The sequence below is a fragment of the Ruegeria sp. AN11 genome, from assembly GCF_056536005.1.
In genome coordinates this window covers 950,465-970,931 of sequence record NZ_JBQFJD010000001.1, presented here as the reverse complement: position 1 = coordinate 970,931, position 20,467 = coordinate 950,465, and the positions used below count along the sequence as shown (strand labels likewise).

Genomic DNA, 20,467 nt, shown 5'->3' with positions numbered 1-20,467 from the left:
ACCGCGCGGACGCTGCCCCTCGTGATCTCCAGACAGGCCGACTCGTAGCAAGTCAGCCCGCTCGGGTTGATTTGGATGGCCGTCTGACCGTTTGCGTCAGTGACCAAAGGAGCCTGGGGAGGTGGGCTGCAGGCTGAAACCAGCACAGCGAACCCGAGATTCGTCCATCTGTTCATACGAAACTCCCTTTTCCCTCTGACGTAGGCCGGCAGCCCCGGTTTGCGACAGGCAGATTGCCGGCATTACTCCAGCCAAAGCGTTTTTGCTGTTCATTCGGTCATGCAGCCAGATCGAAATCTGTTGCGAGAATCTGTTTCAATTGGAAGCTTTCCCGCCAAAGAAATTTTTTATTAGGGAAAGCGGCCTGTGAATGACCGCCGCTTGGATCGGCAATGATATACGCATTTTATCTGGTCTTCCTATTCTTGGTCCTGATCGCTGTGGCGCATTTCGATGTGATGCCGCCAGGCCTGCCACGCATTGTGCTGGTACTAGCCTTTTCACTAATGATTGTGGCCGTGATTGGTATTTTGGAAATCCACTTAGATAACGACAGGGCACCACCTTGGTACTATAAACTGCGCCGTTTCCTGATAGAGCGCTTGAGCCGCAAACAAGACGACACGGACAACCTGGTCTCAGAGACAGCGGTTGTCGTTGAGACCAGTCCAGACAAAAGTACCGATGCTGGGACGAGTTCTAAACCAGAAGTCCAAGAAGACAGTACAGACGAAGCTGAAAAAGAAGATGACGTCATAGTTCAGGCGTCGGGATCTGGATCTGCTACACTCAATGCTGAAGAAGCGGAATCTCAAATAACGATCAATGTGGGCACGGGTGCCGATACAGAAACCCGATTAGCCAGCGCAGAAGAGGCTCGCAAAGGAGATGACGCGGACCCTATCGCGGCCAAATTAGAACGCATTCGCAAAGTTGTTGAGGACCGCGAAAATGCTGACAGGGATGACGGCAGTGTTGAGGTGGAAACCAGAGAAGACACCAACTATTCGCCCGTGGCTGCCGCAGAATTTAGTGCTGAGACAGAAAGCTTGGCAAGCACCCTAAGCAAAGGGTCCTTGTCCATTACAGAATATCCCGATGACGAGGAAGCTACACCGCTTGAACACCCGAAGTATTGGGTTCAGCGCATCTTCTTCGGGACCAACCGTGTAAACGTAAGCCAGGACAATGCTGAGCCTTACTTTGAAGCGGATCGGGATACAGCACTCCACGTTGGCACCATCGACATAACGATCCCAAAAGAAGCACACCGGCTCGGGCGGGTGGAGGTTCCTCGGAACATATCGATCTTCAATTTTGAAATCTGGCATGAGCCAGAAAACCCTGAAAAGCACTTCACGATCCAGTCTGCGAAGCTGCGCGATCAAGACGAATTCAAATCACTCGCCTCCGAAGCCGCGGTCACTGCCAGGACCTACGAGGCTTCTGCCTTTCTTTTCATTCACGGCTTCAATACGAAATTCGCTCCAGCGATGTACCGGGCCGCGCAGCTTGCGCATGACCTGGGATTTGACGGCCCTGCTTTTGCGTTCAGCTGGCCCAGCTCAGGTACCGTTGATTACTATTTCGATGACATAGAGTCCGCGCGCAGTTCCGTAGAACAGTTGGACGAATTCCTTGACCTCATCGTCACAACGCCAGGAATTTCCAAGCTGCATGTCGTTGCACACAGCATGGGCAACGAGGCGCTGGCAGAGCTCATGACCAGGGCAGAAACGCGGCTTGCAGCCCGCGAAGCCGTTGCCATCGACCAGTTGATCCTCGCCGCCCCTGATGTGGATGCAAAACGCTTTGAGGGCATCGCGCATCACTTCGTCAGGCACGCGCGCGGTGTGACGCTGTATGCCTGTGCATCAGACCGTGCACCTCTGCTGTCTGAAAAGCTGCGCAGGGGAAGTCCGCGTGCTGGCGACGTGCCGATTACCGGACCCGTGGTGTCTGACGGGATCGACACGATCGACGTGACAGCCGTTGGGACGGAAATATTTTCGCTGAACCACAACGTCTACGCGCGCAACCGTGGTTTGCTGGATGACGTAGGAAATATCTTCCTCGAGGCTGTGCGGCCGCCAAAGCTCAGGATGCCAACACTGCGTATTGGCGACGGCGCGCAGGGCAAGTGGTGGATCATGCCCAAGTAAACAGGAATCCTCCGCTCTGCCGTGCCGTTTGGGCAGGCCGTAATGGCGCTGTTCCACACCACCGGCTGATACCCTCATTTTTATGGTCCGAACCATAGTCGGACACCCGAGGGGGGCGACCCCTAACATTTCAATGAAACAGGAGGACAGCCGATGATCGTCGGTTATGCCCGCACGAGCACCGTGGACCAGACCGCAGGTCTCTCCGCGCAGCTCGCTGCGTTGAAAGAAGCCGGGTGTCAACGGATCTACCAGGAGCACGTCTCCTCGATGGATCGCGATGCCCGAACCAAGTTCAATGAGGCGATGGAATTCGTGCGCGACGGCGACACTTTCGTCGTCACGAAGCTTGACCGGCTTGCACGATCTGTCGCGCACTTGCTCGAAATCGTCGAGCAGCTGGAGGCCAAAGGTGTCACGCTGCGGGTCCTCGACATGGATCTCGACACAGGCACACCCACAGGACGGCTGATGCTGACCATGCTGGGTGCGATCGCGCAGTTCGAACGTGAGCTGATGCTTGAGCGCCAACGCGAAGGCATTGCCCGGGCGAAGGCCCAAGGCAAGTACAAGGGCAGCAAACGCAGAATCGATCGCACACGCATCCGTGATCTACACGAAGCTGGTCATGGCCCGTCAAAGATCGCCACCGAACTTGGGATCGGGCGGACGACCGTCTACAGAGTGCTCAAAGTCCGGTGATTTACCCTACGGCCTTACGAGGCCGTAGGACTTCTTGGCGCGAAAAACAGGCACGAGGCGGCACTATCGTCGCGATCCGCATCAATACCAGATGAGATTGCGGCTCTTGGAGCCTGCTGACTTCGTCCGTTTTTCTTATATTTATGGCGAGAAATCACATGTGCTTCGTCAATGGTTTTCAAATTTAAGGTCGTGAATAACAGACTGTACGCCTTGCCCAAAGAGGGTTGGAAGTCACCGTTGCAAACAGGCCAGACTTGAAACCCTACCGACGCTTGCTGCGTTGACTAATCTTAATGGCTGCGGCAAACAAAGCTAAACTATCGGAACCTAGAAAAAGGCATTGAAGTGGATACTCTTCACGTTGCTTATGATCTTTCCACGCTCGAGCTCGAAGTAGCCGAACTAATTGTGGAATCCTTGGAGCTTGACGACATCACGGCACGGGAAATTGATTTCGAAGCGCCCCTGTTCGGAGACGGGCTGAGTCTCGATTCGATCGACGCGCTTGAAATCGCATTTGCGATTGGCGAAAAGTACGGCTTCAAGCTGCGCTCAGACGATGAGCGAAATGAAGAGATTTTTGCCAACGTAAGGGCATTGGCGCGGCATATTTTCGACAACCGCACACTATAGTCTTGTGTGTCAAGGGGCTGGGGAAATCATCTGAGCTGGGTCGCCGTGTTCTTGTTGTTGGGTGTATGGGTTCTCGCGCCAGCTTTGTTCAATGTATTTTTTGGCTTTCTGTCTCTTTTGGGACTTTCTTCATTTTTTGCTGGGCCATGCAAACGGGAACGGTTGGCGTTTTGGGTTTTCATTATCGGATTGGCGCTTATTTCGACGGCTGTTTTGATTGATCCCAGCGTCCCGTTCTGGCCATACTTGGCCCTCATCAACGGAAACCTAGCTGTAGCTTACGTATTCAGCCACCGAGTAATACAAGGGCGTACTTCATTTCTGGCGCATTTCGTTGAAGTCGCGCATGAGGGACCACCGATGTCGAGAGTGTTTTTACGCTACCTAAAACGGCAGTGCTTCATATGGATCGGGTTTAGCGCTACCACTGTAATGCTCAGTATTACTGCTATGGTCTCATCAGAAGCGCGAGGTGTAGTCGACCATTCCCTTTGGGCCCTTTTGGCGATCCAGGTCATTTGGTTTTGCTCTTCGCACCTATTTGCACAGATTTGGTATGGGCGCCCAGAACGTTGGCAGGTTACCTTGTTGCATTTGATGCGGCACGAAACCTGGTCAAAACTGAAGATCTAAGGATATGTACTCTTCCAACCACACGATGTTTTTCTCAACGAATGGTACCGTCAATGCCGCGCAGTTTGCCTCTGCGACAAGGTCGCTTCAGTTAAGGATTGGAGAGTTTTCTCATATCTGCAATCTTTATCAGGATAGGCTGCGTTTCTCGCTAACCTTGGCCGCAGCAATGCTGAATGAACAGACTACCGTACTGCCGCCGTCAGACGCACCTGAAGCAGTTTCGGCGTCGCTGTTAGGCGCAGAAAATCCGTTTTGTGCAAGTAGAGCTTCCTTGCATATCGAAGATCCTGCTCCGATAGTGAGTTCAGGTTCAGTGGATTTAGATGCTCAAACGGGGCAATTTTTTCGTCGGCTTGCGGCATCTCAAAGCGAACTCAGTGTGTTCACATCAGGGACAACCAAACGCCCCGAACGGGTCGCAAAAACTTGGAGTATTCTGAACGCTGGGGCTGCCGTTACCAAGCTGATTACAGAACGCCTTGATGCTTCGCCAGATAAAGTTGCGCTACTGGGTACTACACCTCCACGCCACATGTTCGGGCTGGAGGCAAATGTCTTTGCTACCCTTGGACAAGGACTTTGTACCTATAGAGAAACAATATTCTACCCAGCTGATCTAGACGCGGCGGTTGCAGCGGCCCGTGCTTTGGGGCGAACACAGATTGTACTGGTTACAAGTCCTGCGCACTTGCGGTTTTTGGAACGAACAATTCTGAGAACGCCTGAGATTTGCTGCGTGCTTTCCGCTACCGCTCCGTTGTCTGTTCCTCAGGCTGAAAGGCTTGAGGCGCGCGGTAAGCTGCGCGTTTTTGAGATTTACGGCAGTTCGGAGACAGGGTCACTGGCGTTCAGACGAACGTCCAAAGAAACTGCTTGGACGATTGCTGCAGGTTTTGAAATGCGACAGCATGGAGATTTTTGTATCGCACAGGCACCACATCTACCTGATCAAGTGATACTTGGTGATGAAGTCGAATTGAAATCTGACGGTCAGTTCCTGCTTCTCGGTCGCAAGGGTGATACTGTTAGCATCCGTGGAAAACGCAACCATCTTTCCGCCTTGAATGCTATACTGGCCGAGGCCCCGGGCCTGTCTGATGCTACATATTTACATATGAAAGCGGAGACTGATGATCAGTTGGCGGTAGCAGTTGTGCCGGGTGATAAAACCATTGGCGAGAGTGAAGTAAAATACCGAATCCGGAACTATTTACTAAAGCATTTCGATCCGGCGTTTGTACCAAAGCGTGTCCTGATTCTAAACGAGATTCCACGTACACCGACGGGTAAGATTTCTTCAGAATCCTATAAGGTCCTTGCTAAAAAAGCAGGTATTGGCTGAAGGGCAGAATCTAGGCGACTTGTGACGGAATCTGGGGGCACGTCGAAGGCTTGGTTTTAAGCAGCTTCGCGGCCTCGGTGCGAATGGTTTGCTCGATCTTATTCGAAAACTCCTGTGGTGGAAGACCGGGATCTATTGGCGCCAGAAACCTCAGGGTGATCACACCAGGGTATTTTATCGAATATCCCGGAGGCCAGGATAAACCTGCGTTCGTTACAAATGGGATAACCTTGACCTTGCAGTGCTTGTAGAGTGTCTCAAACCCGCGTGCATACTCGCGTGTTTGCCCAATAGGCACGCGAGATCCTTCGGGAAAGATCACAATGCTGCGGCCCTCTGCTATTGAGGTTTTGCCACCGCGCAGTAGACCACGGATGTTTTTGCCGGGAGCGTCGGGGTCGATGTAGATCATCGGTGCATGTTTCAAGCCCCACCCAAAGACTGGAATAGAAAGGGCTGTACTTTTGGTCACCATATTCACGTGCGGAACCAGCACGGTCATCATGATCGATTCCCAAGCGGTTTGGTGGTTGCCCATGTATATGACAGTTTCGTCGGGGACATTTTCCAAGCCTTCCAGCTTGTACTTCACACCAAGAATGTATCTAGCGCCAAAAATGAATGATGCGGACCAGAAGCGCAGAAGCCAACGAACGTGGCGCGGTGTCTTCGTCCATCGCAAATAGACTAAGATAACAAGCCCGCAAATGAGGCTAATTAAGAAAACGAACAACTCATTGAGGCGGGTGCGCATAAACGCAATGATTGTTTCCGGTAAGGTATGGTTGGATTCTGTCTTGCTGCTCATTGTTCAGAAATCATTCGCTTAGGCCACATTCCCAAAAAGCGCACTCCGGCCGTGATTTATCCTGTATAGCTTTGGATGGAAAGACCGACCGGCTTGAAAATTTATTCCGATTTGGGCTTTTTTGTACCTTCTTTTCTTGCAATAAGGACCTAAAAAGCAAGTTGCTGACGCGGCACCCCAAGCTAAGAGAGCACCTAATTGCCTGAGGAAAACAGACCAATTGTGGTTGGAAGCTACTACGACTCCGCAGATGGGAAACAACCTTTTCTACGGGACGTTTTTGACGATACAGCAAAACACTATGAATTCATTGCCAAATGGGGATGGTTCGGGTCTGGCGATTGGTACAGAAAAGAGGCCCTGAAGCGTCACGGTGTTACTCCGGAGATGCAAGTTCTGGATGTTGCAACCGGAACCGGACAGGTTGCCCGCGCTATCCTGAGCATCGTCAATAGCCCTGATCAAGTGGAGTGTGTCGAGCCATCCGGCGAGATGATCCGTGAATCGCTGAAAACCGTACCGGTTGTCCACCATCAATCCACTGCCGAGCAGCTACCGGTTGATAGTGACAGATTCGACTTTCTGACGATGGGTTTTGCGTTGAGACACGTGGATAGCCTCGAAGAAAGCTTCAAAGAGTTTCATCGAGTTCTGAGACACGATGGCCAGGTGCTGATCATGGATGTTACTGTGCCTAGCGGAATTGTTTCCCGGCAGATATTTAAAGCATATTTTAAGTATCTTCTGCCGTGGGCATCAGGATTGCTTACCTGGGATCGCAATTCGTACCGTTTGATGCGGTATTACTGGGACTCCATGGATCAGATGGTGGATCCGGAGGCTATTCTAACTAGCCTGAAGCGGGCGGGGTTTGAGGTGGCCGAACACAAGATGCTTTTGGGCTGCTTCTCTGAATACAGCGCCAAAAAGTAACCCTATCCGGAATGCTTGAAACCGTTGCCCTGATCCCTGCGCACAATGAAGCGCTTACTGTTAGGAAGGTTGTGGATGCGACTGTACCGTTCGTTGATCAAGTGATTGTCATCGATGACGGCTCCACGGACGACACGTCTGGCTGTTTGGCTGGCAGCGATTGCAAGGTCATTCGCCATGAAGAAAACCTGGGAAAGGGCGCGCGGTTGGTTGAAGGACTGGACTACGCACTAAGCATCGGGGCTGATGTCGTTGTTGTTTTGGACGCCGATCAACAGCATGATCCCACAGACATTCCTAATTTTATCAATGAACATCGTAAAGATCCCTCAGCGTTCATTCTAGGCGATCGTTCGGGGGATATGAAACACATGCCCAGCCATCGTCGGCGCGGCATAAAATTCGGCAATTTCTTCATCGGCTGGGCCTGTAATAGATCTATCCCGGACGCGCAGTGTGGAATGCGGGCCTATCCTTGTTCGATGTGGCAGCGACTGAAAATACCGGTGCAGCATACACATGGTTTCAAGTTCGAAACCGCGGCTCTCATGTACGCAGCGAAACTTGGCACGGAATTTTCCTATGTGCCGATAAAAGCCCGATACGATGGTTACGTTCTACGGCCGAGTCACTTCGACCCCATGCGAGATTTTTCGCGTTTATTCGGGTTGGTCACGGTGTTCCTCTTGAGTAACCAGCTTTGTATGCCTGGTCTTCTGCGGGCAATTGGGCTGAAAAAATAATAAACTAAGGAGTAATGAACTATGAGATCAATTTTCAATGCTTTGCGAATTGCGGTGGTAGCGACCTTACTAGTAAGTACACCGGCGTGGGCACTGAAGCCGGTTCAACCAATCTATACAGATATTGAAGCCGCTAGAGGCAAGCAGTATTCCGCTGCACAGGTGCAGCAGGCTTTCAAGACGTGCGGTGCTCAACGTGGTTGGCGGTTTTCGTCCGATGGGGCCGGAAAAATGGTTGGGACATTGACTGTTCGGGGCAAACACTACGTTGCGGTCGATATTCAGTACAGCGGCAAAGCATTCAATATTACTTACCGCGACTCCAAAAACATGAAGTACAACCCTAGTAAGAACACGATCCATAACCGCTATAGTAGTTGGGTTGAGAACCTGAGCAACGATGTACTTTTTTGTCTCAACTAATTTCTGATCGGAGCGTGAGAGTGGTTTGATAACGTTTTCCTTCCCACGCGGCATCGCCAGTGACTCGGATTGTCTGGATGGGCACTTTGCAGGCAATCCAATAGTACCGGGCGTGGTCTTGTTGGGGCTTGCGACCCAGGGCTTGGCGTCGAAGGGCTACAGGATTCATTTTTTGACCCGGGTCAAGTTTCTGAGACCGCTAACCCCCGAAGTTCCTTTCGATATCAACTTTAGGATATCGAAAAGCTCAGGATATATCTCGTGGGTTGCGCGTAGTGATCTAATTGCCGAAGCCAGGGTGCGAATTGGACGCGATTATGACTGATAACCAGGCTGAATGGGCAGTTAACAAGGAGGCTGGCTCGGCCTGGCAGTTTCGTTTCATGCGTTTTCTGGGACTTAAAGCGCCACGCATAGTCAGTTCGCCTTTGCTATGGGTAATAGCCTTGGTGTTCGCTGCCGACCGACGCCGTGAAACTACCCGAGCGTCCGAGATGTACCTAAGCCGGATTCTAAACCGCCCACCCACGTTCTGGGAACGCCATCGCCACAATCTTACATTTAGCCATGTGTTTTTTGAAAGAGTAGGTTTACTAGCTCAAGGAACCTCAGAATATTCTGTTTCCCTCCGGGGGGGCGAGATTGTGCAGGCGCGCGTTTCTAAAGGTCGCGGATGCGTTCTTTTAGGAGCTCATTACGGGAGTTTCGAAGCACTTAGGGCTTTGGAACGTGATCTCCCAGGGCTATCTGTTCGGTATCTGATGTTTCCCGAACATGCCGAACACAGCACCCGCCTACTTGATGCGCTCAATCCCAAGTTGGCCGACAGGGTCATATCCCTCGCAAACGGACCAATCGCCATGTTTCAAGTCTACAGTGCGCTAGAGAACGGAGAGTTTGTTGCCTTTTTGGGCGATCGCGTTCCCGATAAGTCAAGCCGCGCGGCAGCAACTGTTGAGTTTTTGGGCGGAGAGATCAATGTACCGACCTCACCCTATCTAACCGCTATGGCAGCTGAGGTGCCAATCTATCTTAGCTTTGCCACCTGGAACGGCGCGTGTTCCTATCAGGCGGAGTTTACTGAATTATATGACGGAGCGCACGTAGCGCGCTCGGAACGGACGAACTATGCGCAAAAACTGGCGAACAAATATGCCGGGGTTCTTGAAAGCCATTGCCGGCGCGACCCTTTTAATTGGTTCAACTTCTTCGACATCTGGCTCGACTGAAATCGTTTGCACCCAACCGCCACCTGCCAGTGTGCAAGCTGCCTTGAGAGCCAAACCTCGATTGTCAGGCGCACTTCTGCCTTACCGAGAGACAATTACCCACAAGGCATTTGGAAGCACGCTGAAGGCCCGTGGCGTATTTTTGGTTAAAGATGATGAAACAGTTTTGCGCCGACAAGAAGTACCCAAACGCGAAGAGTTGGAGATAGGTCCGGGTTGGATCAGGGTACACCGAAATGGGACGGACGAACATAGACCAATTCCCAACAATTTGCAGCCCCTGCTAAGACAACTCAGGACCATTGTGCTGGGAGGGCGACAACAACGCGATACTCTGCTTGTAGGTGAACTTGAAATCGGAAACGATGGTTGGAAGCTTCCTATCTCTCCGCAGCCTGGACAAAATCAACAGATAATTCTTGTCGGGTGCGGCACTGAGCTTTTGGGTATCGATGTTATCGTATCCAATACTCAAAGCCGAGTAATTCGGTTCGGCGACAATTGAAACCTGCCGCACTGATACTGTGGTCTTTGGGCCTGCTGTTGACCATCATCTGGTTAGGTGTGGATGTGCGCTCAGATCTTTCTGGGCTGTCCTCTACATCTTCAGAAACCTTGATTACTCCGGACGTGGAACTTGAGTTGATTGTCGCGGTGAAAGGCGACACGGTTTCGAGGTCGCGCGAAGCGGCAAAAACGTTGGCAGACGCCCTATTGCAAGACGATAGAGTCGCGTGGATCAGTGTAGGTCCACAAGCGCCCAGTGAAAAGTTCCTTGAATGGTTATGGGACAAAAGGTTTCGGATCATACCTCCACCGCCCGAAGCGTTTCTGCCGGAAAATATGACCCAGCGCCTTGGCGAGGCAATGGCGGTTTTCGATAGCGCTGAGGGTATCGCTATTGGCGACCGTTTATTGCTTGATCCAACAGGCAGTTACTATGAAATACTATCCCGTTTAGAATCCTATAAGCGTTTGATGTTAGTCGAGGATGGCATTTGGCAATCTAGAAACAGAAAGGCGTCATTGATATTTGTCACCCATGCAGACACCCCATTCGATACCAACGAAACGCTTAAGTTTGCAAAGGAGATAGCGGCTCTAGCGGCAGATCAAGGTGCACGTGCGGTATTGTTGGGAACTCGTGTTATCGCCGCCGAGACAGCATATGCAAATGCTCGGGCTTCGGCCGTGGCATCTTTGGTCGCGGCCGGCCTATTGGTGTTGTGGCTAGTTTTTGCCGTGAGATCAGTGTCAGTGATTTTGATATTTATTCCGATGGCGATCGGTTTTGGAACCGGGGTTTTCGTCGTTCAGGCCGTTTTTGGTTTTGTTCACGTAATAGCATTAGGATTTGGTGGCGCGTTGATTGGTTTGTCGCTGGATTACCCAATGCACATTATCAGCCATCCGGGGTTGCAACGGCAGCGCGTGATCCGCCTTGTGTTTTTGGGGGCTGCAACGACAAGCCTAGCGTTTCTGGCGATGCTTGGTTCAGGTATTCCAGCGCTGGTCCAAACTGGTGTCTTCATTTCGTCAGGTTTGATGGCTTCGGCTATTTCAGCTACGCTTTTGAATCTGCCCGAAGTTAAACGGTTACACGTTTGTCGCTTGTCGCGATTTGTCTGGTACTTGCCTGGGAAACCGATTGTTGAAGCAGTGATAATCCTGATCGGGTGTGGGTATGTATTTGTTCAGTCCGGCCCCGCCGAAGTCTCCCTGTTTGCGCCGCCAGATCATGTAGAAAGCGACATTGAAGAGATGCGCGAGCTTATTTTGCTCCCTTCAGGCCGGTATGCGATCGACGTGGCCGCCGAGAACTTGAACGAATTGTTGGTGGCTGAAACTACGCTCAAGCCTGTTCTGGATGCCGAAGTCAAACAAGGTCGTTTGCAAGGTTACGATATGTTGGCGGACCTGATGGAGCCGCAAACAGAAGGCTTGCCGGATTTGGCAACATATAAAGTCGCTGTCGAGCAGTCGCTGAAAGCTTCAGGTCTCTCGCCTGAGTTTTCAGACTTCCAAGTTGAGGCATTTCTAGAGGCTCAGAACGCTGATCGAATATCTCTCGAGGATCTCGCCGACCAGGCTGAGATGCGGCATTTGACGCGCCAGGTTTCGCAAACAGAAGACGGGTGGAGAGAAATTATCCCCCTTTACTTACCACCGAATGTTGAGCGCCCGAGTTTTGACCTGAGCGGCAACAACGCGGTTCTGATCGACAGGCTCGAACCTATTCTGCAAGCAATAACCAAATTACGAAACCAACTGGCATTGTGGCTGTTGGTCGGAATTGTAATTGCGACTTTGTTGCTGGCCAAAGGTTTGAGCAGTTGGTCGAGTGCTTTGCGGATAATGCGGACGGCAATCGCGACGTTTGCGATCACGGCTGCTGTTCTGATCGCAGTATATGGATCAATCAGCATTTTCCATATGGTTGCCTTGGCGCTTGTCCTTGGAATTGGGGTGGACTATAGCCTGTTCTTTCAGGCGATGAGTGGTGATGAGGAAATGGACTCGACAAGTTCAGCGGTGAGCTTGTGCGCGACATCAACATTGGTAGCCTTCACAGTGATGTTCCTTTCCGATGTTTCGATGCTTCAGCAGATCGGAGCCACCGTTATTGTAGGGTTGTCAGCAATGCTGATATTGACCTTGGCGAGGAAAGAATAGGGGACGAACCGTGACAGCCGAGATTTGGTCTCAAAGAACAGGGATTACACGCCAAAGCCTGGTGACTTGTCTAGGTCGCGGTCATCAAATCCATGTTGAAGCCCTCCGCAGTGGGCGCTCGGGGCTTGCCGCTCCGAAAGAGTTCGATCTTCCTTTTGATTGTTTTGTCGGCGAAGTGTCCGAACTGAGCTCTCTACCATTTCCGTCGAAGTTTAAGGGGTTTGACAACCGTGCGAACCGCTTGGCGCTTTTGGCCCTTCAAACCGACGAATTTGAGGTCGCTGTGCGCGAAGCCAAGGAAAAATGGGGGGCGGCGAGATGTGGTATCGTTCTGGGAACATCAGCGGCTGGTATGGATCACCTAGAATGTGTCTACCGAAAGCTGCCCGAGGGCGCCTCGATGCCTTCAAACTATCGACCTGAACATCATGATAGCCAAAACGCGATTGCCGCTTTTTTGCAGAGCTACCTTGGGCTTGAAGGCCCCGTTTACACTGTTTCGACCGCCTGTTCTTCGTCTGCAAAAGCCCTGATTGACGCCCATCAGCTAATTGATCTGGGTATCTGCGACGCGGTTTTAACCGGCGGTGTGGACAGCCTGTGCTTAACATCTTTGGCTGGGTTTGAAAGTCTTGAACTGGTGTCAAGGGCTCCATGCAAGCCTTGTGACGTAAACCGTGATGGCCTTTCGATTGGTGAAGCCGCAGGCCTTGTGCTTGTTGAAAAAGGTGCAGAGGGCTGCATCAGGCTGCGTGGTTATGGTGAAAGCTCTGACGGGACCAACATGTCGACACCACCAGAAGACGGGGCTGGGGCGGCTATAGCCATTGTGCAAGCCCTAAAATCTTCTGGTTTTAGCGCGGATGCCATCGACTACGTCAATCTTCATGGAACGGCCACACCAGTAAATGATTCAGCTGAAGCTCATGCTATACGGACTGTGCTTGGTCCGGAAGTTCCAGTGTCTTCGGTCAAGGGCGCTGTAGGTCATACGCTTGGTGCGGCTGGTGCCGTAGAGGCGATCATTAGCATGATGGCTATCGAAGAGGGTTTGATACCGGGTAACATCGGGCTGGAAAACTTGGATCCTTCGGTTATGCAGAACGTCTCGGCAACGTGTCGAGACACCCAGATAAGTGCAGTTTTGAGTAATTCTTTCGGGTTCGGGGGCAACAACTGCGCTTTGGTGTTCGGCCTATGAATACACTAACAGTCTTTGTAAATGGATTTAGCTTATACACTCTGAAATCTGTAGTTGGAAAAACACTGTCGGAAAGCCTCCCAAACAGATTTTTTGCCGATGCGGAGGAAGATTGGCAGCCTAGCCCTGCTTCGCTATCGCCCCGCTCGCGAAAAAGACTAAGTCCGCAGACTCTACTAGGAATAACCGTGGCTGACGGGATCAGCCCTGAGTTGGAGGCTGATGCGTCTTGGGTGTTCGGATCGGCATTTGGAGAAGGAGAAACCCTCAAAACCATTCTAGACGCTTTGAACGGACCGGAAATGTCCGTTCGCCCGCTGAAGTTTCAGAATTCTGTTCACAATGCCGCCTCAGGGCAGTGGTCAATTGTTCGAAAGTCCCAAGGTGCGGTGACAAGCATTTGTGCTGGTGCAGCGACCGCGGCCGCCAGTCTGCTTAAGGCATCGGTACAGGTTCGGTTGGAAAAAGCTTCTGTTGGACTGGTGCTTTATGACGCTCCTTTGCCTTTTCCGTTATCTACCTCGCACCATGTGAGTGTGCCGGGCGCAGTGGCCTTGGCGTTGTCACCACTAGCGACTGAATCAACAATTGCCAGGCTGGATGTCGAGTACCATTCGGGAGATGACAAGCAACAAAGAAACCAGTCGAACTTTAGTGATATCAACCCGTGTTTAGCGATGTTGCCTGTTTTGGAGCGGTTATTAGATATTGGATCAGGGCCAGTCGCGCTGCCTTTCAACTCGGGTGCTTCGCTATTAGTCGAGGTAACCTGATGTCGAGATTTCAGCGCGCGCTCGATCAAATGCCGCATTCAGGTCGTATGCGCCTAATCGAAAAGATTCTTATGGCGGACGAACACTCGATCGAATGCAGCGCCATTGATCACAATGATGATAGTTACCCGCTTTTGATGAACGGCGTTCTATACTCAACGGTCCTGTGTGAGCTTGGAGCGCAAGCTGCGGCTGCCCATCAGTCATTGTATCAGATGCAAGGTGAGCATAGGGGACTTCTGGTCGCGTTACAGAACGTAAGCCTATTTTCAGAAGTAGTACCGAGAAACGGAAAGTCCTTAAACGTATCGGCTGAACAATTGCACAGTGATCTTGGTGGCGCGATCTACGCGTTTTCTGTCTGCATTGGAGAAATCGAATTGCTGGCAGGAAGGGCGCTGTTGAAACTCGAAGGGAACCGGTCTTGAAACGAGCATTGGTAACAGGTGGATCCAGTCCGATTGGAGCCGCGATCTGCCAGCGGCTTGCCTCCAGCGGCTTGCATGTGATTGTCCATGCAAACTCCCGGTTGGACAAAGCGCAGGCCTGCGTCGAACAGATTCATCAAAGCGGTGGAAGTGCTGAAGCGGTTGCTGTGGATCTGTGCGCGGGGGAATCAGCCTCTGAGACTTTGGCGCAACTAAGCGTCGATCAGCCGGTTCAGGTATTTGTCCACTGTGTGGGACGGCAGAAGGATATGCCTTTTGCAGCCATGTCTCCGAACGATTGGACCTCGGTCATTGATATCAATCTTAACACCTTTTTTTCGGCGCTTCGCCCCTTGATTTTGCCAATGATTAGGTCCCGATGGGGACGTGTGATCGCTGTTTCTTCCCTGTCTGGGGTTAAGGGGAATCGGGGGCAGGCCAACTATGCTGCTGCAAAGGGAGGTTTCCTGCCGTTGATAAAATCGCTGACTTACGAATACGGATCCCGTGGCATTACCGCAAATGTAGTGTCTCCGGGTTTAATCGAGACAGACGAAACAGCGGCGTTGGAAAACTATGATAAACTTGTTAGCCAGACTCCGGTCAAAAGAGCGGGTTATGTCAATGAGGTGGCGGCATTGATTGAGTTTTTAGCTGGTGAGGAAGCTGGTTTTATCTCTGGTCAACAGATTTGCATAGATGGTGGCGCATCGTAAATGACTGTTTTGGATGTCTCTCACGGGTCGGAACGGTTCTAGTAGCAATCGTATAAAATCTGTTGCCGTCGACGGTTTTCAAATGCGGTGTACCAGCCTGGCTGGACCTCTAATAGAACAAATGAAACCTATCACCTGGCGGCACTATGCCGCCACTTTGCTGAGATTGAATATGCGCGGAATAGACTATTTCTTAAGCAAATCGAATTCGTCGGCAAGTCCGGGTGATGCACCGGTTTTCAGAGTGCATTACGTCGACTGCACTGCAAATGTCTCTCCAGTCAACGAGCGTGAAATGAGCGTGGCCATGGGCACGCCGACACACAAAGTGGACTTTTGCGAGAACTGGTGGGCAGATTCGGGAAGAAACATCCAATACGGAAGTATATCCAACAGCGACCTCCGGTACATAGACGTTGGTGAAAACGTAATTGTATTTGGTAAGCTAGGCACGATCGAGAATGTCGAAGCAACTGTCAATCATTCCTACAATGAATTGTTTTCGTACTTACTGGACTCGGGTTTCACCACTTTATTAAGGTCTTGGAATTTCATTCCGCGAATTAACGAGGTTCCAAAAGGAGAAATTGAACGATACCGATCGTTCTGCGCAGGTCGGGCTAGAGCATTTGAGGCATTTCATCTAAGCGAAAATTTAATGCCTGCGGCAACTGGGATAGGATCGCATTCTAACGACATCCTCGGATACATTGTCGCGTCAAGAAATTGTCAGTACCGACATATTGAAAACCCTTTGCAGACACCTGCCTACCTTTATCCCAGATACTATGGCCCCAAAGCCCCCAGCTTTGCCAGAGCGACGGTTCTAAAGGAACCGAAGCAGGGTGATGCACTCAGAACCTGCCTTTTCCTGTCAGGTACTGCCAGCATCCGAGGCTCTGAAACCGTTGGCGAAGGAAATCTAGTTAAGCAGATCGACATCATGATGGAAAATGTTGAGTGCATACTTTCTTCCGTAGACGAAAATGTGACCGGCCAGTCACATGGCTTTACATTGAAAGACGTGGATCACCTCAAGGTCTATTTCAGACGTGCTTCAGACTACGGTTTGATTAGCGACATTCTGACGAAGAAATGGAAGCTGGACAGGCGGAAACTGTTTTTCATGAATGTTGATATTTGCCGCAAGGATCTGCTGATCGAAGTTGAAGGCTGCGTAAACCAGAAAACCTCTTAGCAATTCGACCCCACTAATCTGCCTCTTCAAAATTCTTTGACCTACTTTTCCTGCAAATGGCGAGCGCGGTTGCTCTATATTCGCGCACCCGCGGATCTGGTCCAGATAGAGTTGACTAGCGTCGTCACGCGTCCTTGCTCAACAAACTAAATTTACATGGGGCCCGGACCTCTGGTCCTCACTTGGGCATGCGAAAAAAAGGGATTACTTTTCGGCACCTCGGATGGGTGCTTGCATATTACCAACCATATGCCAGGGTTTTCCGTAGGGTGTCCGGATATTATTGAAATCGCAGAAAAAAGCGTGCAGTGCCCCTTGCGGGGCACGCATTGGTTTATTCAGGATCTCTTCCTGTGATAGCCACACCGATCCACTCACCGGCACAGACTGCGAGCAATCCAGCACCGACCCACGGAAGCAGGTTGGTGGTCCAGATCGCCACATTCTGTGCGATGGCGGGCAGATCCATGAACTGTTCAGGTTTGAACATCTGAAGTCCGGCCAGTGCGAGTGCTGAGAGCACTGCAGCGCCTAGTAGGAATGTGAACACACGTACGCTGATAGCCAAGCGTGCGGGTTCAAATTGTCTAAAGAGTGCATCCAGCTGTGCGAACAGTTTGGATTTCTCTCGATGCGACATGAATTTTCCATTTTGCATTGAATTAACCTTTCATTTCAACGGGTTCACTTCCAATGGCTGTCCGGAAAAAAGAGGCACAGCTGTCGCTGTGCCATGGGCTCAGTCCTTGCGTTTGCGGAACTTGTTCTTCGGGTGGGCATAGTAGTTGTTCGTCACGCTGACGGTTCTGCGGGTGCGCCACAGGACGATCAGCAGTGCAAACAGGCCTAGTGCGGCCCAGCCCCATGATGTGGAACCGACAAAGTGCGGAGCATTTGTCATGGTTTGCATCACTGTGCCTCCGAAGGATTTCACACTCGTGGTGATGATTTCGATTGTGCTTTGTGGGGGAAGCGTCTGAGCGATTGCTTCGTATGTCTGCAGCGGTGGCGGCAGGTCTTCTGCAATCGTTGCGACGTTCCCGGGGCATTCACAGGTCATTTCATTTCCTTTGATTGTGTTCTCCGTAGGCGGTCCGAAAAAGACGCTGAAAACGCTGTGTTTTCAGGGAAAAAGCACAGGCTCCGCCGAGCCTGCTCCTACCGCACCAAGCGACCCCTATGATGCAATCCTGCTTGGTGTAGAGGGTGTTAACGGTGGCGCATCAGCTTTTTATGCAGCCTTGCAGGACACAACTCCTGCGCGCCCTTCATGCTTTCGTCCAGGGTGGGACGGAGAGCTGCAGCTCTCGCGGTTAGTGTTACAGAAGAGTGTCCAATATGCGCGAAAAAAGAACGTGAGACCGACCCTACAAAGCGACCCACACTTCGCAGCATGGACCCTATAGGTGCCGTCACGCGGCCAATCTCGGCTGTTGCACATTGCTGCGCTCAAAAGATCGGGAAACGCTAGGTCTCATTTCCAATGGCTGCCCGGATATGGTGAAAAAAGAAATTGCATCGGATGCTGCGCACCACCCGCCGTATTGCTACGCGGATAGACCCAACCGGTCGTACCGACCGTAACCAGTTGGAACGCCTGACCGGAGTTCAATTGGAGCTCTTTCCATGACGCAGCTCCTGCAATACGGCACACCAGGCACGCGTCTTTGGTGGAACAATGCGCGCGAATGGTGTGACTGCGGCTATGTGCTGAACCGACGACGCCTTTCCCGAAAGCGCAATCGCGATCTGGAAACTCACGCCGTGTGTATGCCGCTCGATGTGATCTACCGCGATGCAGACCTTGAGGCGATCAATCTGGCCATTTGGTTTTACAGGCATGGTCCGATTGGTATCCGCCGCCCGCAGCGCGGGGCGCGGGCCAATCATCCGTCCACACCGATTTTCGTGGCATTGAGAAACCGCCGGGCCGTGTTGGCTCGTGACCTCGACGCGATTCCTAAGGGAGACAGATGGCGCGCGGTTCATGCTTTCATTGAATGTGTTCAAAACATCCTTGTGGTGAGGATCAACTTGGCCCCGTCTGCATTATGCTGCGGGGACTTTTTTCTTAAGGTCTTGCCGAGCCTTTCGGTTGCAACCGTTGCTGAAGCAGGGAGCTTCGCATCTACGCTCTGCCGGCCCCGCCAGCCGGACTGCTGCCGGTCCCAAAATCAAAATAGATGAACAGATCTCTAAACGCTACGCGCGCGCCGTTGAAACAGGGTGGGTATCCCGTTTGAAGCTGCAGACGCGTTGGTCTGTTTGCGCGCAACGCTCTTGCTTGGGTCTTCCAGCGAAGTAAAATAAAGTCATTTTTCGGAGGGTTAGCGAATGTCGACTAGGGACGTCGTGGAAAATGTATATGGCAAGCGATACAAGTACGAGATCGTTAAATCGCAGGGAGCTTTTGGAGGCGTGTTTGGAGCATAAACTCCAGAGAATAATCATACAACTTTGTATTTCGAGAGGTTAAAAAATTGACCAACCAAGCTGATGAATTCAAATGCCCGAACTGCGCCGAAATGGTCAAGTCAGAAGCCAAAAGCTGTCGCTTTTGTGGTCAAGTTCTAAATAACGCCGTTAAGTTAGGCTATCCCGAATTTTATCACCGTTCGATGGATAGCCTGAGCTTGGAGTGGCTAATTCATGATTACGTGAAGCACGTTTTACCGGAGCACAAGGGCTCCCTAACGGCTCCAAGTATAATTGGGAATCTATTAAGTTACGGGGAGCTTGATGAGTACGAGGAATACAAAAAGATTCGGTATGCTATGAGATCCAGAGAAGCAGAGCTTGCCGGAGGGGAAATCGAGTCAACACCAGATCTACCCGACTCTGTTTCCAATAGATGGACTGAGGCAAACACTGAACAAAAGGCCCTATACTTGGCTCGGAGATACGTTGAAATAGCTCAGGACTATACTAAGCTTTTCAGCGACAAGGACATGAGACAAGATCCCGCCCACATGGAGTGGTCGATATCTGAGCTTGACAAACTTGTAGATCTGGCTGAGCAGTCTTCGCCTCCAATGGACGACTACGCGGAGCATTTTCGCGGCGAGATCAGGAACTGCTCGGAGCAACTTGAACTGTTGTGTCAAGGGAGGACGATGACAGATGGCCGATCGGCATCCGAGAAACTGGACGAAATTCTCGGCCAACTTGGAAACAGCGATGCACAGGCATCGCCACCAAGTATCGCCGCCAGAAGCCAAGAGCCGCATGACGACATTCTCTTCGCCGGGAAGAACGTCGCAGTTACGGGCCGAGCCGTCGTCGCGGTCAATAAGCCCGTGGAAAGCCCTAGGTACGCGATCGACTTATATAACACGTGGAGTTCTCACGTTTACGCAGATACTCCGATAACAGGTTACGGTATCTGTCTAGTGGGTGTCGTGATCTCCTACCTCATTGGTTCTTTCATAGGAACTCTAGGATTTTTGGCCGCAGCACTTGGCCTTTGGTGGTTGCGGCGAGAAGCGGCAGTGTTGAAGGTAGTTGAGCACAGCGGCGAGTACCTCGAGGTGAAGATGAAAAGATCTGAAGCAGACGCTGCCAATTCAGTTATCACTAAGCGTCTCGAAGAAATTGGGCGCTCTCAAATGTGATCGAAGGACCGCAAACTGCTAGGAGTATGCCGCCCCGATGGACCAAAATTCGATCATGCACTAGCGTCATTGTCGGGCTAGTAGGCGGGACTGACTGAATTTGTGGCGAATAGTGATCATAAGGATCCGTAACTGGACCTGCAACGGTTTGATGCCGCTCCTTTTGTTCACTAATGCGACGTTTCGCTCGAAGGCCACGGGGCTTTTCTAGCCGAGCGCGGAATGCCTGCGTCGTGGATTGTAGAAGCCGCTG

General features: G+C 51.5%; 21 protein-coding genes. 18 read left to right on the top strand and 3 right to left on the bottom strand.

Features of this window, described 5'->3' with window-relative positions; all coding sequences use genetic code 11:
• The first annotated feature begins 392 nt into the window (after nucleotides 1–392).
• The 4 genes from ACR3EQ_RS04780 (at nucleotide 393) to ACR3EQ_RS04765 (ending at nucleotide 5,478) form a co-directional block, all read left to right on the top strand.
• Nucleotides 393–2,162, top strand: coding sequence for an alpha/beta hydrolase (locus ACR3EQ_RS04780; RefSeq protein ID WP_480489939.1), 1,770 nt, complete (start codon nucleotides 393–395; stop codon nucleotides 2,160–2,162).
• Between the two features lie 153 nt (nucleotides 2,163–2,315).
• Nucleotides 2,316–2,864, top strand: a complete 549-nt coding sequence (locus ACR3EQ_RS04775; RefSeq protein ID WP_480489937.1) for a recombinase family protein — start codon at nucleotides 2,316–2,318, stop codon at nucleotides 2,862–2,864.
• Between the two features lie 348 nt (nucleotides 2,865–3,212).
• On the top strand, nucleotides 3,213–3,500 hold the full coding sequence (locus ACR3EQ_RS04770) for a phosphopantetheine-binding protein (protein ID WP_480489936.1): 288 nt from the start codon (nucleotides 3,213–3,215) through the stop codon (nucleotides 3,498–3,500).
• Nucleotides 3,501–4,137: 637 nt separating this feature from the next.
• Nucleotides 4,138–5,478, top strand: a complete 1,341-nt coding sequence (locus tag ACR3EQ_RS04765) for an AMP-binding protein (RefSeq protein WP_480489934.1) — start codon at nucleotides 4,138–4,140, stop codon at nucleotides 5,476–5,478.
• 10 nt (nucleotides 5,479–5,488) lie between these two features.
• Here ACR3EQ_RS04765 and ACR3EQ_RS04760 read toward each other — a convergent pair whose 3' ends face one another.
• A complete protein-coding gene (locus tag ACR3EQ_RS04760; protein ID WP_480489932.1) occupies nucleotides 5,489–6,286 on the bottom strand; it encodes a lysophospholipid acyltransferase family protein in 798 nt (265 codons plus the stop codon).
• Between the two features lie 198 nt (nucleotides 6,287–6,484).
• Here ACR3EQ_RS04760 and ACR3EQ_RS04755 point away from each other — a divergent pair, with 198 nt between their 5' ends.
• The 12 genes from ACR3EQ_RS04755 to ACR3EQ_RS04700 all read left to right on the top strand — a co-directional run bounded on the left by ACR3EQ_RS04755 (nucleotide 6,485) and on the right by ACR3EQ_RS04700 (nucleotide 16,603).
• A complete protein-coding gene (locus ACR3EQ_RS04755; protein WP_480489930.1) occupies nucleotides 6,485–7,219 on the top strand; it encodes a class I SAM-dependent methyltransferase in 735 nt (244 codons plus the stop codon).
• Nucleotides 7,220–7,230: 11 nt separating this feature from the next.
• The gene (locus ACR3EQ_RS04750; protein WP_480489928.1) at nucleotides 7,231–7,962 is read left to right on the top strand and encodes a glycosyltransferase family 2 protein; all 732 of its coding nucleotides are present in this window, start codon (nucleotides 7,231–7,233) and stop codon (nucleotides 7,960–7,962) included.
• Between the two features lie 21 nt (nucleotides 7,963–7,983).
• Complete coding sequence (locus ACR3EQ_RS04745) at nucleotides 7,984–8,385, top strand: hypothetical protein (RefSeq protein WP_480489926.1); 402 nt, start codon at nucleotides 7,984–7,986, stop codon at nucleotides 8,383–8,385.
• Between the two features lie 25 nt (nucleotides 8,386–8,410).
• Nucleotides 8,411–8,710, top strand: a complete 300-nt coding sequence (locus ACR3EQ_RS04740; protein WP_480489925.1) for an ApeI family dehydratase — start codon at nucleotides 8,411–8,413, stop codon at nucleotides 8,708–8,710.
• Entirely contained in the window at nucleotides 8,703–9,614 is a 912-nt protein-coding gene (locus ACR3EQ_RS04735; protein ID WP_480489923.1) for a hypothetical protein, read from the top strand. Before ACR3EQ_RS04740 ends, ACR3EQ_RS04735 begins: the two co-directional genes overlap by 8 nt.
• Nucleotides 9,514–10,119: a hypothetical protein gene (locus tag ACR3EQ_RS04730; RefSeq protein WP_480489921.1), complete on the top strand. Its 606-nt coding sequence runs from the start codon at nucleotides 9,514–9,516 to the stop codon at nucleotides 10,117–10,119. The genes ACR3EQ_RS04735 and ACR3EQ_RS04730 overlap by 101 nt, the downstream gene beginning before the upstream one ends.
• On the top strand, nucleotides 10,116–12,287 hold the full coding sequence (locus ACR3EQ_RS04725) for an MMPL family transporter (RefSeq protein ID WP_480489919.1): 2,172 nt from the start codon (nucleotides 10,116–10,118) through the stop codon (nucleotides 12,285–12,287). The genes ACR3EQ_RS04730 and ACR3EQ_RS04725 overlap by 4 nt, the downstream gene beginning before the upstream one ends.
• A 10-nt stretch (nucleotides 12,288–12,297) precedes the next feature.
• Entirely contained in the window at nucleotides 12,298–13,488 is a 1,191-nt protein-coding gene (locus ACR3EQ_RS04720) for a beta-ketoacyl-ACP synthase (RefSeq protein WP_480489917.1), read from the top strand.
• Complete coding sequence (locus ACR3EQ_RS04715; RefSeq protein WP_480489915.1) at nucleotides 13,485–14,261, top strand: beta-ketoacyl synthase chain length factor; 777 nt, start codon at nucleotides 13,485–13,487, stop codon at nucleotides 14,259–14,261. Before ACR3EQ_RS04720 ends, ACR3EQ_RS04715 begins: the two co-directional genes overlap by 4 nt.
• Nucleotides 14,261–14,689 carry an ApeP family dehydratase gene (locus tag ACR3EQ_RS04710; RefSeq protein ID WP_480489913.1) on the top strand — a complete coding sequence of 143 codons (429 nt, stop codon included), beginning with the start codon at nucleotides 14,261–14,263 and terminating at the stop codon, nucleotides 14,687–14,689. Before ACR3EQ_RS04715 ends, ACR3EQ_RS04710 begins: the two co-directional genes overlap by 1 nt.
• Nucleotides 14,686–15,405, top strand: coding sequence for an SDR family oxidoreductase (locus ACR3EQ_RS04705; RefSeq protein WP_480489911.1), 720 nt, complete (start codon nucleotides 14,686–14,688; stop codon nucleotides 15,403–15,405). The genes ACR3EQ_RS04710 and ACR3EQ_RS04705 overlap by 4 nt, the downstream gene beginning before the upstream one ends.
• A gap of 172 nt (nucleotides 15,406–15,577) precedes the next feature.
• Nucleotides 15,578–16,603: a chorismate transformation FkbO/Hyg5 family protein gene (locus tag ACR3EQ_RS04700; protein ID WP_480489909.1), complete on the top strand. Its 1,026-nt coding sequence runs from the start codon at nucleotides 15,578–15,580 to the stop codon at nucleotides 16,601–16,603.
• Nucleotides 16,604–16,937: 334 nt separating this feature from the next.
• Here ACR3EQ_RS04700 and ACR3EQ_RS04695 read toward each other — a convergent pair whose 3' ends face one another.
• Entirely contained in the window at nucleotides 16,938–17,261 is a 324-nt protein-coding gene (locus ACR3EQ_RS04695; RefSeq protein WP_480489907.1) for a hypothetical protein, read from the bottom strand.
• An 81-nt stretch (nucleotides 17,262–17,342) separates the two neighbouring features.
• Entirely contained in the window at nucleotides 17,343–17,663 is a 321-nt protein-coding gene (locus ACR3EQ_RS04690; protein ID WP_480489905.1) for a hypothetical protein, read from the bottom strand.
• 566 nt (nucleotides 17,664–18,229) lie between these two features.
• Here ACR3EQ_RS04690 and ACR3EQ_RS04685 point away from each other — a divergent pair.
• Together ACR3EQ_RS04685 and ACR3EQ_RS04680 are read left to right on the top strand one after the other, a co-directional pair.
• Entirely contained in the window at nucleotides 18,230–18,790 is a 561-nt protein-coding gene (locus tag ACR3EQ_RS04685) for a hypothetical protein (RefSeq protein WP_480489903.1), read from the top strand.
• Nucleotides 18,791–19,083: 293 nt separating this feature from the next.
• Nucleotides 19,084–20,214, top strand: coding sequence for a zinc ribbon domain-containing protein (locus tag ACR3EQ_RS04680; protein WP_480489901.1), 1,131 nt, complete (start codon nucleotides 19,084–19,086; stop codon nucleotides 20,212–20,214).
• Nucleotides 20,215–20,467: the final 253 nt, after the last annotated feature.